General features: G+C 67.5%; 13 protein-coding genes. 10 read left to right on the plus strand and 3 right to left on the minus strand.

Annotated elements, in window-relative coordinates:
• The first annotated feature begins 68 nt into the window (after window positions 1-68).
• The gene (locus AWC17_RS01960; RefSeq protein WP_046185256.1) at window positions 69-434 is read left to right on the plus strand and encodes a hypothetical protein; all 366 of its coding nucleotides are present in this window, start codon (window positions 69-71) and stop codon (window positions 432-434) included.
• 19 nt (window positions 435-453) lie between these two features.
• Here the strand turns inward: AWC17_RS01960 and fadD2 are convergent, their stop codons facing one another.
• On the minus strand, window positions 454-2133 hold the full coding sequence (fadD2, locus tag AWC17_RS01965) for a long-chain-fatty-acid--CoA ligase FadD2 (protein ID WP_046185259.1): 1680 nt from the start codon (window positions 2131-2133) through the stop codon (window positions 454-456).
• 59 nt (window positions 2134-2192) lie between these two features.
• Here fadD2 and AWC17_RS01970 point away from each other — a divergent pair, with 59 nt between their 5' ends.
• The 9 genes from AWC17_RS01970 to AWC17_RS02010 all read left to right on the plus strand — a co-directional run bounded on the left by AWC17_RS01970 (window position 2193) and on the right by AWC17_RS02010 (window position 11204).
• Window positions 2193-3446 carry a DNA polymerase domain-containing protein gene (locus tag AWC17_RS01970; protein ID WP_085164195.1) on the plus strand — a complete coding sequence of 418 codons (1254 nt, stop codon included), beginning with the start codon at window positions 2193-2195 and terminating at the stop codon, window positions 3444-3446.
• Between the two features lie 101 nt (window positions 3447-3547).
• The gene (locus tag AWC17_RS01975; RefSeq protein WP_046187078.1) at window positions 3548-4132 is read left to right on the plus strand and encodes an acyl-CoA-like ligand-binding transcription factor; all 585 of its coding nucleotides are present in this window, start codon (window positions 3548-3550) and stop codon (window positions 4130-4132) included.
• A 56-nt stretch (window positions 4133-4188) separates the two neighbouring features.
• Window positions 4189-5187: an ABC transporter substrate-binding protein gene (locus AWC17_RS01980; protein WP_046187076.1), complete on the plus strand. Its 999-nt coding sequence runs from the start codon at window positions 4189-4191 to the stop codon at window positions 5185-5187.
• 111 nt (window positions 5188-5298) lie between these two features.
• On the plus strand, window positions 5299-5973 hold the full coding sequence (locus tag AWC17_RS01985) for a 5-oxoprolinase subunit B family protein (protein WP_046187077.1): 675 nt from the start codon (window positions 5299-5301) through the stop codon (window positions 5971-5973).
• Between the two features lie 15 nt (window positions 5974-5988).
• The gene (locus AWC17_RS01990; protein ID WP_046183498.1) at window positions 5989-6906 is read left to right on the plus strand and encodes a 5-oxoprolinase/urea amidolyase family protein; all 918 of its coding nucleotides are present in this window, start codon (window positions 5989-5991) and stop codon (window positions 6904-6906) included.
• A 393-nt stretch (window positions 6907-7299) separates the two neighbouring features.
• Complete coding sequence (locus AWC17_RS01995; protein WP_046183480.1) at window positions 7300-8679, plus strand: MFS transporter; 1380 nt, start codon at window positions 7300-7302, stop codon at window positions 8677-8679.
• A 77-nt stretch (window positions 8680-8756) separates the two neighbouring features.
• Entirely contained in the window at window positions 8757-9908 is a 1152-nt protein-coding gene (locus tag AWC17_RS02000) for a uroporphyrinogen-III synthase (protein ID WP_046183481.1), read from the plus strand.
• On the plus strand, window positions 9899-10678 hold the full coding sequence (locus AWC17_RS02005; RefSeq protein WP_046183482.1) for a sirohydrochlorin chelatase: 780 nt from the start codon (window positions 9899-9901) through the stop codon (window positions 10676-10678). Before AWC17_RS02000 ends, AWC17_RS02005 begins: the two co-directional genes overlap by 10 nt.
• Window positions 10679-10751: 73 nt before the next feature.
• Window positions 10752-11204 carry a TetR/AcrR family transcriptional regulator gene (locus tag AWC17_RS02010; protein ID WP_046183483.1) on the plus strand — a complete coding sequence of 151 codons (453 nt, stop codon included), beginning with the start codon at window positions 10752-10754 and terminating at the stop codon, window positions 11202-11204.
• Here the strand turns inward: AWC17_RS02010 and nirD are convergent.
• A complete protein-coding gene (nirD, locus tag AWC17_RS02015; RefSeq protein WP_046183484.1) occupies window positions 11201-11557 on the minus strand; it encodes a nitrite reductase small subunit NirD in 357 nt (118 codons plus the stop codon). The two genes, AWC17_RS02010 and nirD, sit on opposite strands and share 4 nt — an antisense overlap.
• The gene (nirB, locus tag AWC17_RS02020) at window positions 11554-14133 is read right to left on the minus strand and encodes a nitrite reductase large subunit NirB (RefSeq protein WP_082122969.1); all 2580 of its coding nucleotides are present in this window, start codon (window positions 14131-14133) and stop codon (window positions 11554-11556) included. Before nirB ends, nirD begins: the two co-directional genes overlap by 4 nt.
• Between the last annotated feature and the right edge of the window lie 292 nt (window positions 14134-14425).

Genomic DNA, 14425 nt, shown 5'->3' on the forward strand with positions numbered 1-14425 from the left:
AGAATCAGTATTGACACAGTCGAGCGCTGATTTACTGATTGGCCACTCATCGGAGGACGATCGCCGCAGTGAACTTCAACCCCAGCCACATCCGACCCAGCGCCGGAACGTTTCGGGGCCCCGGGCCGTCGGCCGCACCGGCCGGAGACGCCGCGCCGACCGAGCGCCTCACCGGGCTCGGGCAGCAGGGCGCCCGCCCGATGGTCGGCCAGCCGGCGGCCAACCAGATGGGTCGGGGTCAGCGGACACGCCGTACCGTCGACCTCCCGGCGGCCACCCATCGAGCCCTCGACATCTGGCAGCGGGAGGCGGCCGACCGCCTGGGAGTCGCCCGGGTGACGGGACAAGAAGTCCTCACCGCGCTCATCGACCAGCTCCTGGTCGACCCCAACCTCGCGGCGCAGATCACCCGGGCCATCAAAGACCGGCGCTGACCCCCGGAAGGGGAAGCGGCTAGTCGACCTCCATCTCGCGCAGCTCGCGCTTGAGGATCTTGCCCGTCGGGTTGCGCGGCAGCTCCTCGAGGAAGACCACCTCACGCGGCACCTTGTAGCGGGCCAGGTGGTCGCGGACGTAGTGCTTGATGGTGTCCTCGTCGACGTCGGAGCCGTCCTTCTTCACGACGAACGCGCGCAGCCGGTGGCCCCACTCCTTGTCTTCGACGCCGATGGCGGTCGCCTCGACCACGTCGGGATGCCCGCTGATCAGATCCTCGACCTCGGCCGGGAAGACGTTCTCGCCGCCGGAGACGATCATCTCGTCGTCCCGGCCGCTGACGTACAGCAGGCCGTGCTCGTCGAAATAGCCGACGTCACCGGAGGACATTAGGCCGTCGATGATCTGCTTGTGACCGCCGCCGGTGTAGCCCTGGAAGGGGAACGCGTTGCCAACGAAGATCCGGCCGACCTCGCCCTGCGGCCGCTCCTTGCCGTTGTCGTCGAGGATCTTGACCTTTACGCCCTTGACCACCGGTCCGACCGTCGCCGCGTTCTTCTCTAGATCCTGCGGTCCGGCGATGGTGGCGAAGGCGATCTCGGTCGAGCCGTACATGTTGTAGATGACCGGACCGAGGTCCTTCAGCGCGCGGCTGGCCAGCTCGGCGCCCAGCTGCGATCCGGAGATGAACACGATCCTGAGGCTGGACAGGTCGGGCTTCTTGTCCATCTTCTCGACCGCGTCGAGGATCCGCGACAGCATGACCGGTACCACCACCATGGCGGTCACCTTGTACTTCTCGATGTCTTCGAGCACGTGCGGCGGCTTGAACTTCCGACGCAGCACCAGGGTCGAGCCCAGGAACATCGCGATGGTGGAGTGCAGGTATCCGAGCGCGTGGAACATCGGCGCCGGCAGCGACGTCACCTCGTTGGCCTTGAACGGAACGTGCGACAGGATGCCGCCGACCGGCGCCAGGGTGGGCGGGGTGCTGCGGTTGGCGCCCTTCGGGGTGCCGGTGGTGCCGCTGGTCAGGATGATGATCGACGCGTGCTTGGTCGCCTTGGGGGCGGGCGACTTGCTGCTCTTGGCGATCAGGTCGGCCAGCGTCTCGTCCTTGCTGCCCGACGGCTCGTCCGCGTCGGGGTGGGTGCCCAGCGCGCGCAGGAAGCCCAGCTCAGGCTCCGCCTTGCTGACGGCCTTGGTGTACTCGTCGTCGTAGATGATCAGCTTCGCGCCCTCGCGCTCCGACACCTCCTTGATCTGCGGGCCGGAGAACTCGCTGTTGAGCAGGATGATGCGGGCACCGACCCGGGCGGCGCCGTAGTTGGCGATGAGGAACCAGCGGGTGTTGCGCGCCAGGATCGCGACCCCGTCGCCACCCTTGACGCCCATCTCGAGCAAGCCGTTCGCCACCGCGTGGGAGGCCTCATCGAGCTCCTTGAAGCTGAATTCGCCCTCTTCGTCGATGCACGCGGCGCGGTCGGGGTGGCGTCTGGCGTTGAGCGAGGGCAGCATGCCGAACTCGCCCCACTTGTAGATGTCGGTGGCCATCGCGGCGTAGTTCAGCGGCGGCTCCAGCCGGAAGGCGCCCGATTCGAAGATCTTGCGCACGTAGTGCAATTCGGCTGAGCCGCGTTCGAGGTACTGCTGAACCTTGGCAACCGCCTGCCCGGACAGGCCAATCAGATTAGGCATGAATCCCACCCTATGTGACGTCCGTCGCATTACGAGGGGTAAGTACCCACCGACTTACGATGATGAACATGACCGGTCCGGCGTCACTGGAGGTGGCCGGGCACAAGGTCTCGATCACCCACCCGGACAGGGTGGTGTTCGAAGCCCACGACGGCACGGGACCGCACACCAAGCTCGATCTGGTCCGCTACTACTTGTCGGTGGCAGAGGGGGCGCTGCGCGGCGTTGCCGGCCGGCCGATGATCCTGAAGCGCTTCGTCAAGGGCATTTCCGAGGAGGCGGTGTTCCAGAAGCGCGCGCCGAAGAACCGGCCCGACTGGGTGGACGTCGCCGAACTGCACTATGCGCGGGGCACCTCGGCCGCGGAGGCCGTCATCCACGACGCCGCCGGCCTGGCGTGGGCGGTCAACCTGGGCTGCATCGACCTCAACCCGCACCCGGTCCTGGCCGGCGACCTCGATCATCCCGACGAATTACGGGTCGACCTGGATCCGATGCCCGGGGTCTCCTGGCGGCGGATCGTTGACGTGGCGCTGGTGGCCCGTGAGGTGCTGGAGGACTACGGCCTGGTCGCCTGGCCCAAGACGTCCGGGTCGCGCGGTTTTCACATCTATGCCCGGATCGCCCCGCGCTGGGAATTCCGGCAGGTGCGGCTGGCCGCCCAGACCGTGGCCCGCGAAGTCGAGCGGCGGGTGCCCGACGCGGCGACGAGCCGGTGGTGGAAGGAAGAGCGCGAAGGGGTGTTCGTCGACTTCAACCAGAACGCCAAGGACCGCACGGTTGCGTCGGCGTACTCGGTGCGGGCGACGCCGGACGCCCGGGTGTCGACGCCGCTGCTCTGGGACGAAGTCACCGAGCGCCGTCCCGAGGAGTTCACCATCGACACCGTGCCCGGCCGGTTCGCCGCCATGGGTGACCCGTGGGCGGGAATGAATGACGCGGTCGGTGAGCTCGACCGGCTGCTGATGCTGGCCGTGGAGATGGGGCCCCCGGAGCGCGCGCCGAAGGGATCCGGCAAAGCCGGCGGCCGGCGGCAGTCGGTGATGCCGCTCATCGAGATCGCCCGCACCAAGACCAAGAACGAGGCGCTGGCCGCGCTGGAGATCTGGCGCGGCCGCCACCCGGCCGCGGCCAGCCTGCTGCAGCCGGCCGACGTGCTGCTCGACGGCATGCGCGGGCCGAGTTCGATCTGGTACCGGATCCGGATCAACCTGCAGCATGTGCCGGTCGGCCAGCGACCGCCCCAAGAAGAGCTGATCGCCGACTACAGCCCTTGGGAGGGATACGGGGGCAAGCAGCGGCCGTGGAGCTGAAACTCGGCTATATCCCGGCCCGCGCGACCAACAAGAATCTCGCAGCGGTCGTTGGCCGCTTGTCAGAACTTTTTGCCGCCCGAATGCGGGAGAATTGCCGCATGCAGGCGACTGACCAGCCCCTGGGGCTGCGGGAACGCAAGAAGATCAAGACCCGCCATGCCCTGCGCCGCGAGGCGTTCCGCCTGTTCGACGCCAACGGCTACGCCGCCACCACCGTCGAACAGATCGCCGACGCCGCCGAAGTGTCACCCAGCACGTTCTTCCGGTACTTCGGATCCAAGGAGTCGCTGCTGCTGGCTGATGACCTCGATCCGTTGATCCTGGCCGCGTTCGACGCCCAGCCGCCCGAGCTGTCGCCGAGCCAAGCAATCCGGCGCGCCTACGCCACCACGATGGCCGGCCTGTCACCCGAGCAGCTGGAGTTCGAGAACACCCGCCAGCGGCTGATCTTCTCGATACCCGAGCTCAAGGCCGCCCTCTACGACGAGTACTACCGCACCGTGAACGTCATGGCGGAGGCGATCGGCCGCCGAATCGGCCGTCGCGCAACCGATTTCGAGGTCCGGGTGTACGTCGGCGCGATGGTCGGCGCCATGATGGCGGCGTTCGACAGCGCGCCGAAAACGGCCGACACCATCTATCGGGCCCTGGACTTCCTGGACGCCGGCATGCCGCTGGGCTGAGCGCCGCAACCGCGCGGCGATGCCGCCCAGGGCCCGGAACGCGATAATCTCACGCGATGCGACAGGGTTGGAATCGACGGGGATTCTTGCAGCTCGCAGGGGCTGCAGCGGTCGCCGCGGTCGCCGGGGAGCCGGCGGCGTGCTCGTCACGCAAACCGTCGTCGGATACCTCCGGCGGCAAATCAGTGACGATCAACCATCTCTTCGGTCAGACCGTCGTCAAAGAACCGCCCAAGCGCGTGGTCAGTGCCGGCTACACCGAGCAAGACGACTTGCTCGCGGTCGGCGTGGTGCCGATCGCCGTGACCAACTGGTTCGGTGATCAGCCGTTCGCGGTGTGGCCGTGGGCCCAACCCAAGCTCGGTGGGGCGCAGCCGGTGGTGCTGAACCTCGACAACGGGATTCCGGTCGACCAGATCGCGGGACTGAAACCGGACCTGATCGTGGCCACCAACGCCGGGGTGGACGCCGATACCTATCAGAAGCTCTCCAAGATCGCCCCGACCGTGCCGCAGTCGGACGGCGACGCCTTCTTCGAGCCATGGAAGGAGCAGGCCACCGCCATCGGCCAGGCGGTGTTCCAGGCCGACCAGATGAAGTCACTGATCGACGCCGTCGACCAGAAGTTCACCGCCGTCGCCAAGGAACACCCGAGCTGGACGGGCAAGAAGGCGTTGCTGATGCAGGGCACCCTGTGGCAAGGCACCGTCGTCGCGACAATGGCCGGCTGGCGCACGGACTTCCTGAACCAGATGGGGCTGGTGATCGCCGACAGCATCAAACCTTTCGGCACCGACCACCGCGCCGTCATCCCCCGCGATCACGTCAAAGCGGTGCTCGATTCCGCCGACGTGGTCATCTGGACAACCGAGAACCCCGACGATCAGAAGGCGTTACTCGCCGACCCCGACGTGGCGGCGTCACAGGCCACCGCGCAGAACCGGCACATCTTCACCACCAAGGAGCAGGCCGGCGCGATCGCCTTTTCCTCGCCGCTGAGCTACCCGTTGGTCGCCGACCAACTGCCCCCGCAGCTGAGCAAAATCCTCGGTTAGATCCCGGCCGCGCCAGCCTGTTTGAGCGTTTGCTAAGGCAGCTCTGGCAGTGTTCGAAAATCCGTGGCCCGGCCCTCGCCCGGGCCACGCTGCAGAGGTTACCGTCGAGTAATGAGCGTGACGGACCTTACCGACAACGTGTCCAAGGACCTGCCGACGGACCTGGTCGGCAACACGGTCCTGGACTTCGGCGACAGTGCGCTGATGCTGCAATGCGGCAGCACCGCCGAGGTATTGGCGTGGGTGGCGCAGCTGCGCGCCGCGGCGTTGCCGGGCGTGGTCGACGTCGTCCCAGCCGCCCGCACGGTGCTGGTGAAGCTTGACAGCCCCCGCTTCCAGGGGGTGATTCGTCAGCGACTGCGCAAGATGCGGGTCAGCGCCGAGGAGGTCGCCGCGCCGGACCGTCGCGCCGACGTCGTCATCGATGTCGTCTACGACGGCCCCGACCTTGCCGAGGTCGCCGGCCACACCGGTCTGACCATCACCCAGGTGATCGACGCACACACCGGCTCGCTGTGGCGGGTCGGATTCAGCGGGTTCGCCCCGGGTTTCGCGTATCTGGTCGACGGCGACGCACGACTGGCGGTGCCGCGCCGCTCGGAGCCACGCACCTCCGTGCCCGCCGGCTCGGTCGGCCTCGCCGGTGAATTCAGCGCGATATACCCGCGCCAGTCGCCCGGCGGCTGGCAACTGATCGGCCACACCGATGCGGTTCTGTGGGAGCTCGAACGGCCAGATCCCGCGCTGCTGGCGCAGGTCATGTGGGTTCAGTTCCGGGCCGTCTGAGGTAAGGAGATCACCGTGGCGACTCTGGAGATTCTGCGCACCGGACCACTCGCCGTCGTCCAGGATTTGGGCCGGCCGGGACTGGCCCACCTCGGCGTGAGCCGGTCCGGGGCCGCCGACCGCCGCGCACACCAGCTGGCCAACCGCCTGGTGGCCAACCCCGATGACCGCGCCACCGTCGAAGTGACGTTCGGCGGTTTCGCGGCGCGGGTGCGGGGCGGCGACATCGACATCGCGGTTACGGGCGCCGACACCGACCCGACGGTCAACGGAAACAAGTTTGGCACCAACAGCATTCAGCATGTTCGCGACGGCCAGGTGATCGCCCTGGGCACGCCCCGCGCCGGGCTGCGGACATATCTGGCGGTGCGGGGCGGCATCGACGTGGAGCCCGTGCTGGGCTCGCGCAGCTACGACGTGATGTCGGCCATCGGCCCGTCACCGCTGCGGGCGGGAGACCAGCTCCCCGTTGGCGAGCACACCCCCGACTACCCCGAACTGGACCAGGCCCCGGTGGCCGCGATCACCGGCAACGCCGTCGAGCTGGCGGTGGTGCCCGGGCCGCGCGACGATTGGTTCGTCGACCCCGATGTCCTGGTGCACAACGATTGGGTCGCATCCGACCGCAGCGATCGCGTGGGAATGCGATTGGTCGGCCGCCCCTTGCAGTACTGCTACCCGGACCGCCAGCTGCCCAGCGAGGGCACCACCCGCGGCGCGATTCAGGTGCCGCCCAACGGTTTACCGGTGATCCTGGGTCCCGACTACCCGGTGACCGGCGGTTACCCGGTGGTGGGTGTGGTGGTCGACGAGGACATCGACAAGATCGCCCAGGTGCGCCCGGGGCAGTCGGTCCGCCTGCACTGGTCGCGCCCGAGGGTTCTGGTGGGCGCCCACCCGCAGGCCGGGGTCGCCGGCTTGCCGTTTTCCTAGCCGAAAAGTATTCCAGCTCACACAAAGCCGGGCACCGGGGCCGAATCACTTGGAATAAGTGGTTATTTCAAGGTCTGCGGCCTACAGGGACTTACCAGACAACTGGTAATCAACTTACAGGCGATTCGGGCCGGTTTGAGTTGACCGATTCCCGTCCTGAGTGTGAGCATCGAAATGCACCGCGGGGCATGCCTCTTCGTTCGGGGTGACCACATTTCTTCCCGCTGCGGGTGAGCGAAGCGATCCCTGGCGCGACGGCAGCCGGACGCGCCGGTGAGCGGGGCCTGACGAGAGGGAGTCGTATGCACGCGGCTTCCTCGCGTCAAATCAATGCGCACAGTCGAATTCGCGGTCGACGAAAGGTGACGATCGGATGGCCCGCAATCACACCGCATCGCGGACTGGAACCCGGAAGACACAGCGGCCTGGGAGGCCGGCAACTCCGAGATTGCCCGCCGCAACCTGCTATGCACCATCGCGGGCGACCATGTCGCCTTCTCGGTCTGGACCCTTTGGCCCGTCATGGCGCTGTTCATGCCGGAGCACGTCTACGGCTTCTCCGCCGGCGACAAGTTACTGCTGGGCGCCGTTGCCACTCTGGTCGGTGGGCTGGCCCGGATTCCCTACACCCTGGGCATCGCCGCCTTCGGCGGTCGCAACTGGACCGCGTTCTCGGCGTTCGTGCTGCTGATCCCGACGGCCGGCACGATCGTGTTGCTCGCCAACCCCGGGCTGCCGCTGTGGCCATTCGTGGTTTGCGCCGCACTGACCGGGCTGGGCGGCGGCAACTACGCGGCTTCGCTCGCCAACGTCAACGCCTTCTACCCCCAGCGGCTCAAGGGCTCGGCGCTGGCCCTCAACGCCGGTGTCGGCAACCTCGGCGTTGCGGTGATCCAGCTGGTCGGGCTGCTGGTGCTGGCCACGGCCGGGCACGAGGCGCCGTACTGGGTGTGCGCGGTGTACCTGGTGGTGCTGGCGGTGGTGGGTGTCGCGGCCGCGCTGTTCATGGACAACGTCGGCCACGGCACCGAGCTGAACACGATGCGCTCGATCCTTTTCGAGCGCGACACCTATGTGATCTCGCTGCTCTACATCTGCACCTTCGGCTCCTGGATCGGGTTCGCCTTCGCCTTCGGCCAGGTGATGCAGGTCAACTTCCTGGCCGACGGCGAAAGCGCCAAGCATGCGGCCCTGCACGCCGCGCAGGTGGCCTTCGTCGGACCCCTGCTGGGCTCGCTGGCCCGGATCTACGGTGGCCGGCTGGCCGATCGCAAGGGCGGTAGCCGGGTCACGCTCGGCGTGCTGGCCGGCATGACCCTGGGCGCCGGATTGCTGGTCATCATCAGCACCTTGGACGATCCCAACGCCGGCGAGCGCTCGACCAGCATGATCGGCTACGTCGTCGGCTTCATGGTGTTGTTCATCCTGTCCGGGATGGGCAACGGTTCGGTGTTCAAACTGATCCCCTCGGTCTACGAGGCGCGCAGCCGCGCCCGTCAGCTGAGCGAGGAGGAACGTCGCCACTGGGCGCGCGCCAAGTCGGGATCGTTGATCGGTATCTGCTCCGCGGTCGGGGCACTCGGCGGCGTGGGCATCAACCTCGCGCTGCGCCAGTCCTACCTGGCCACCGGGACGGAGACGTCGGCGTACTGGGCGTTCCTTGCTTCCTATGTCGCGGCCGCGATCATCACGTGGATGGTGTACGTGCGCCGACCGGTGCTGCCCGCCGAGGCGGCGGACGGTGAGACAGCAGGCGCGCTGGCCCGCGTGTGAGCGCGGCCTCACTGTGGGCAATGCGTAAGCAATTGCCAGGTAACGCAACGGAAATCTCATAGGCATACACAGGTGATATGGGCCAGCCGGACTCCCCGCCGCTGACGGGTTACCGCATCGCGGTGACCTCATCCCGGCGCTCCGAGGAGCTGTGCGCGCTGCTCAGCCGCCAGGGCGCCGAGGTGTGCAGCGCGCCCGCGATCAACATGATCGCACTGCCCGACGACGACGAACTGCACCGTAACACCGAGGCATTGATCGCCGAGCCACCCGACATCCTGGTAGCCCATACCGGCATCGGCTTCCGCGGCTGGCTGGCCGCGACCGAGGGGTGGGGGCTGGTCAATCCGCTCCTCACGGCGCTGTCCTCGGCCCGGATCGTCTCGCGCGGGCCGAAGGCGACCGGAGCGCTGCGCGCCGCCGGCCTGCGCGAGGAGTGGTCGCCGGAATCCGAGTCCTCGCAGGAAGTGCTGGAATACCTGCTCAAGTCGGGAGTGGCCGGGCTGCGGGTGGCGGTTCAGCTGCACGGCGCCGCCGACGCGTGGGATCCCTTCCCGGAATTTCTCGGGGGGTTGCGGATGGCCGGCGCCGAGGTGGTGCCCGTCCGGGTGTACCGGTGGAAGCCAACTCCATTGGGCGGCACGTTCGATCAGCTGGTCACCGGGATCGCGGGACGGCAGTTCGACGCGGTCACCTTCACATCGGCACCCGCGGCCGCGGCAGTGCTGGAGCGCAGCCGCGAGCTGGACCTCGAAGACCAATTGCTGGGGGCCCTGCGCAGCGACGTGCACGCGATGTGCGTCGGCCCGGTGACCTCCAAGCCGTTGATCCGAAAGGGTGTTCCGACGTCATCGCCGGAACGAATGCGATTGGGCGCCTTGGCCCGTCACGTCGCCGAGGAGCTACCCCTGCTGGGTTCGTGCACCGTGACCGCGGCCGGCCACGCGGTCGATATCCGCGGCACGTGCGTGCTCGTGGACGGCTCGATCAAGGTGCTGTCACCGTCCGGCATGGGGATATTGCGCGCGCTGGCGAAACGTCCCGGTGACGTCGTCGCCCGCGGCGACCTGTTACGTGCGCTGCCCGGCAACAGCAACGACCCGCACGCCGTCGACACGGCCGTGCTGCGACTGCGAACGGCTCTGGGCGACAAGAACATCATCGCAACGGTGGTCAAACGTGGTTACCGGCTCGCGACCGAACAACGGGCTGGTTCCCCATGGCGCTGATCCTGGTCGCGCACGGCACCCGCAGCCCGGAGGGCGTGGCGATGGTCGAAGGGCTTGCTGCGCAGGCGAGTTCGCTGTCCGGCCGCCCGGTAGAGGTCGCGTTCGTCGACGTGTTGGGCCCCTCCCCCAGCGAGGTGCTGTCGCGGGCGAGGGCTACCGACCGGCCCGCGATCGTCATGCCGGCGTTCTTGTCGCGCGGCTATCACGTCCGCGCCGACCTGCCGGCCCACGTCGAGCTCAGCGGCCACCCGAACGTCATCGTCACACAGGCCCTGGGCCCCAGTGGCCAGGTCGCCCGGATCGTCGGCGATCAGCTGATGAAATGTGGTTGGCGCCCGGGTGATTCGGTGATTCTCGCCGCAGCCGGAACCTCGGATGCCAGGGCGCGTGCCGACCTGCACACCACCGCGACGCTGGTCTCGGCGCTGACCGGGTCGCGAGTAAGCCTGGCGTTCGCGGCCACCGGAGATCCGCAGTTACCCGAAGCCGTGGACGAGGCGAGGCGGCATGCCCGACGCACCAATTCGCGTGTCGTGGTCGCCTCCTACCTGCTGGCCGATGGCCTGTTCCAGGAACGGCTGCACGCCTGCGGCGCCGACCTGGTCAGCCGGCCGCTGGGCACCCATCCCGGCCTGGCACGCCTGATCGCCAATCGATTCCGCCGGGCCATGCCGCCGGTCCTCGCCCCCACCGCCCGGCACGCTTCGCGGCGATCGAACGCGCAGCGGCTTGTTCACGACCGGGTCATGCGGCCGAACTCGGCGGCCTGAAGACACTGACCGGCGGGCGCGCCGACGCCCGGCCATGCTTGATCTTTAGTCCGATACCGACGATCCTGGCACCATGCCCCGTCGCGAAGAGCCATCGCATGGGCTCCTCGACCCGGTCGCCAAGATGCTGCGGTTGCCCTTCGGCACACCGGAATTCATCGACCGGATCGTTACCGGCGGGGTCAACCAGGTGGGCCGTCAAACGCTACGGATGTTGATCACCACCTGGGACGCCGCCGGCGGCGGCCCCTTCGCCGCGAGCGCAATAGCTTCCACCGGGATGGCCAAGACGGCCGAGACCGTGCAAAGCATGTTCATCGGCCCGGTTTTCGGCCCGCTGCTGAAGGTTCTCGGGGCCGACAAGGTGGCCACGCGGGCCTCGCTGTGCGCCTCGCAGCTGGTCGGCCTGGGCATCATGCGCTACGGCATCCGCTCCGAGCCGCTGCACTCGATGTCCGTCGACGCGATCGTCGACGCCATCGGCCCGACGATGCAGCGCTACCTCGTCGGCGATATCACGCGCTAGGCGGCGATCCGACCAACCTGGACGATCCCGTCGACAGTGACGCGCGCCGGGTACACCGGGATCGAGAAGTTCGGATCGTCCAGGCAGCAACCGTCTTCCAGCGAGAAGGCCTGCTTGAGGATCGGCGATTGAACCGCGACCCGGCCCCCGCGGTCGCCCACGATCCCGCGCGAGAGCACCGCGGCGCCGGAGAACGGGTCGACGTTGCCCACCGCGTACACCGAGCCGTCGTCCAGCCGGAACAACGCCGCCTGGGAACCGTCGTCGAGGAGCACGCCGACCCCCCGGCCCGGGATCAGACGGTCGTAATCGCAGGCCGTCGTCCACACCTGAATGTCGTTGAGAACTGTCATGATTCCTCCCGAGCCTCCTGACGGATTCGCGGCATTCCAATGGACACAGGGATTTTGCGTCCGGCATGTTCGGTGAATTCGACCGTCGAATCGACGGCGTCCGGGGCGTTGACGAACGAGACGAACCGCGACAGCTTGTCCGGGTCGTCGAGCACGCCCTTCCATTCACACTTGTAGTTCTGCACGTGCCGCTCCATTGCGGCCTCGAATTCTTCGGCCAGTCCCAGCGAGTCCTCGCACACGACCTCGCGCACGTGATCGAGACCGCCCTCGAGCGAATCGACCCAGGGCGCCGTGCGCTGCAGCCGGTCGGCGGTCCGGATGTAGTACATGACGAACCGGTCGACGTAGCGGACCAGCGTCTCGGTGTCCAGATCGCTGGCCAACAGCTGGGCGTGCTTGGGCGTCATGCCGCCGTTGCCGCCGACATAGAGGTTCCAGCCTTTTTCGGTGGCAATGACGCCGACGTCCTTGGAGCGCGCTTCCGCGCACTCCCGCGCACAACCCGAAACCCCCATCTTGATCTTGTGCGGCGCACGCAGGCCCCGGTACCGCAGCTCCAGGTCGATGGCCAGCTGCACCGAATCCTGCTGACCGTAACGGCACCAGTCGGTGCCGACGCAGCTCTTCACGGTGCGCAGCGCTTTGCCGTAGGCATGGCCCGATTCCATGCCGCCCTCGACCAGCCGTCGCCAGATCTCCGGGAGCTGGTCCACCCGCGCACCGAACATGTCGATCCGCTGGCCGCCGGTGATCTTGGTGTAGAGCCCGAAGTCCTGCGCGATCTGGCCGATCAGGATCAGGTGCTCGGGCTTGATGTCCCCGCCGGGAACCCGCGGCACCACCGAGTAGCTGCCGTTCTTCTGGATGTTGGCCAAGAAGTGGTCGTTGGAATCCTGCAGCGACGCTTGCTCGCCTTCGAGGATATGGTCCGAGCCGGTGGAGGCCAGGATGGAAGCGACCACGGGTTTGCAGATGTCGCAACCCTTTCCGCGGCCGAAGCGCTCCAGCAGGCCGGAGAAAGTACGGATCTCGGTGGCCGAGATGATCTCGAAGAGCTCCGCCCGCGACTGGCCGAAATGCTCGCACAGCGCCTTGGACTGTTCCACGCCCTCGGCTTCCAGCAGCTGCTTGAGCAAGGGCACGCACGAGCCACACGACGTGCCGGCCGCGGTGCACGACTTGAGCGAGGGCACGTCGGCGCAGCCGTCGGCGATCGCGCACTTCAGATCGCCCTTGGTGACGTTGTTGCACGAGCAGATCTGCGCGGAATCCGGCAGGGCGCCGATTCCCAGCGCCGGAGCGTCGCCGGAAACCGGTGCGATCAGCGCGAGCGGATCCCCCGGCAGCTCGCTGCCGACCATGGGCCGCAGCACCCCGTACGACGAGGCATCACCCACCAAGACGCCACCGAGCAGCGTCTTCGCGTCGTCGGACAGCACCAGCTTGGCGTAGGTCCGCTTGACCGCGTCGTTGATGGCGACCTCGAGGCAGTTCTCGGTCACCCCCATCGCGTCGCCGAAGCTGGCGACGTCGACGCCGAGCAGCTTCAGCTTGGTCGACAGGTCCGCTTCGCCGAACTCCGCGGCGCCGTCCAGCAGGCGGTCGGCCACCACCTCGGCGGAGGTGTAACCGGGTCCCACCAGCCCGTAGCACCGGCCCTGGATCGCGGCGACCTCACCGACCGCGTAGATGTCGGGATCGCTTGTGCGGCAAGCCAAGTCGGTGAGCACGCCGCCGCGCTCGGCGAGCGTCAGGCCAGCGGCCTTGGCCAGCTCGTCGCGCGGCCGGATACCGGCGGCGAAAATGACCAGCCCGGCGTCGATGACCTCGCCGTCGGTCAGGCGCACCCGCACCGACGACACTCCGTCCGAGTGCTCGATCGCTTCGATCGACTCCGTACCCGTGCCGACGTGCACCGCGATGCCCAGGTCGCCGACCATCTTGGCCAGCAACGCGCCGCCGCCCTCGTCGATCTGCTGGGCCATCAACCGCGGCATCATCTCGACGACGTGTGTCCGCAACCCGAACTGGCGCATCGCATTAGCGGCTTCCAGGCCCAGCAGGCCACCGCCGATGACCACGCCCGCCGGGGTGCGACCGGCTTCCACCGTGCGCTGGGCGTCGGCCCGGATGGCGTCGAGGTCGTCGAGCGTCCGGTACACGTGGCACGCCGCCAGGTCGTGCCCGGGCACCGGCGGGACGAACGCGTAGGACCCGGTGGCCAACACCAACGCGTCGTAGCCGTGCCGTTGCCCGTCGGCCGTAACAATCGACTTCGCTTCCCGGTCGATCTCGGTGACGCGGGTGTTCAACACCAACCGAACCTGTTCGTCACCCGCGTAGTCGTTGCCCGGCAGCGCCAGCAGCTTGCGGTCCCAGCTTTCGGTGTACGAGGTCAGGCCAACCCGGTCGTAGGCCGCGTCCGCCTCCTCGGCGAAAACCGTGATGCGCCACAGTCCCTCGGTGTCACGCGCCCGGAGTGCCTCAACCAGCCGGTGCCCCACCATGCCGTGCCCGACTACGACGATGTGACGGCCCGCACAGTGCACGCGCGAAATCCCGTCTGCAGCCATGGCTTTGAGGCTAGCGGCCAGAAATTACCGCGATTTCGCCCAATGTGACGGTCCTATGACGAGGATCTCACAACTCACAGGGAGCCCTGTGAATATTCGTTCGCCCAAGGCGAACGCCTAGGTGGAACTTAAGCGTGGTCGACTCATGTTTCTTCTTACAGCCGGCCGGAATGGCGCCGGATACAGCAAATCCACAAGAAAGCTCAAGGAAGTACAAGGAGAATCTCAATGACGTTGTCAAGCCGCCGCAGTAGTGGTTGCGGGTTGGTAGACAGCGTGGTCGCGCAGCATG

The organism is Mycobacterium nebraskense (genome assembly GCF_002102255.1).
GTDB lineage: Bacteria > Actinomycetota > Actinomycetes > Mycobacteriales > Mycobacteriaceae > Mycobacterium > Mycobacterium nebraskense.

What these genes read in the sequence shown, in the direction of transcription:
- nirB (WP_082122969.1), bottom strand. Translation starts at nt 14,133, where the DNA reads ATGGCTGCAGACGGGATTTCGCGCGTGCACTGTGCGGGCCGTCACATC.
- AWC17_RS01975 (WP_046187078.1), top strand. Translation starts at nt 3,548, where the DNA reads ATGCAGGCGACTGACCAGCCCCTGGGGCTGCGGGAACGCAAGAAGATC.
- AWC17_RS01980 (WP_046187076.1), top strand. Translation starts at nt 4,189, where the DNA reads ATGCGACAGGGTTGGAATCGACGGGGATTCTTGCAGCTCGCAGGGGCT.
- AWC17_RS02005 (WP_046183482.1), top strand. Translation starts at nt 9,899, where the DNA reads ATGGCGCTGATCCTGGTCGCGCACGGCACCCGCAGCCCGGAGGGCGTG.
- AWC17_RS02000 (WP_046183481.1), top strand. Translation starts at nt 8,757, where the DNA reads ATGGGCCAGCCGGACTCCCCGCCGCTGACGGGTTACCGCATCGCGGTG.
- AWC17_RS02010 (WP_046183483.1), top strand. Translation starts at nt 10,752, where the DNA reads ATGCCCCGTCGCGAAGAGCCATCGCATGGGCTCCTCGACCCGGTCGCC.
- AWC17_RS01985 (WP_046187077.1), top strand. Translation starts at nt 5,299, where the DNA reads ATGAGCGTGACGGACCTTACCGACAACGTGTCCAAGGACCTGCCGACG.
- nirD (WP_046183484.1), bottom strand. Translation starts at nt 11,557, where the DNA reads ATGACAGTTCTCAACGACATTCAGGTGTGGACGACGGCCTGCGATTAC.
- AWC17_RS01970 (WP_085164195.1), top strand. Translation starts at nt 2,193, where the DNA reads ATGATGAACATGACCGGTCCGGCGTCACTGGAGGTGGCCGGGCACAAG.
- fadD2 (WP_046185259.1), bottom strand. Translation starts at nt 2,133, where the DNA reads ATGCCTAATCTGATTGGCCTGTCCGGGCAGGCGGTTGCCAAGGTTCAG.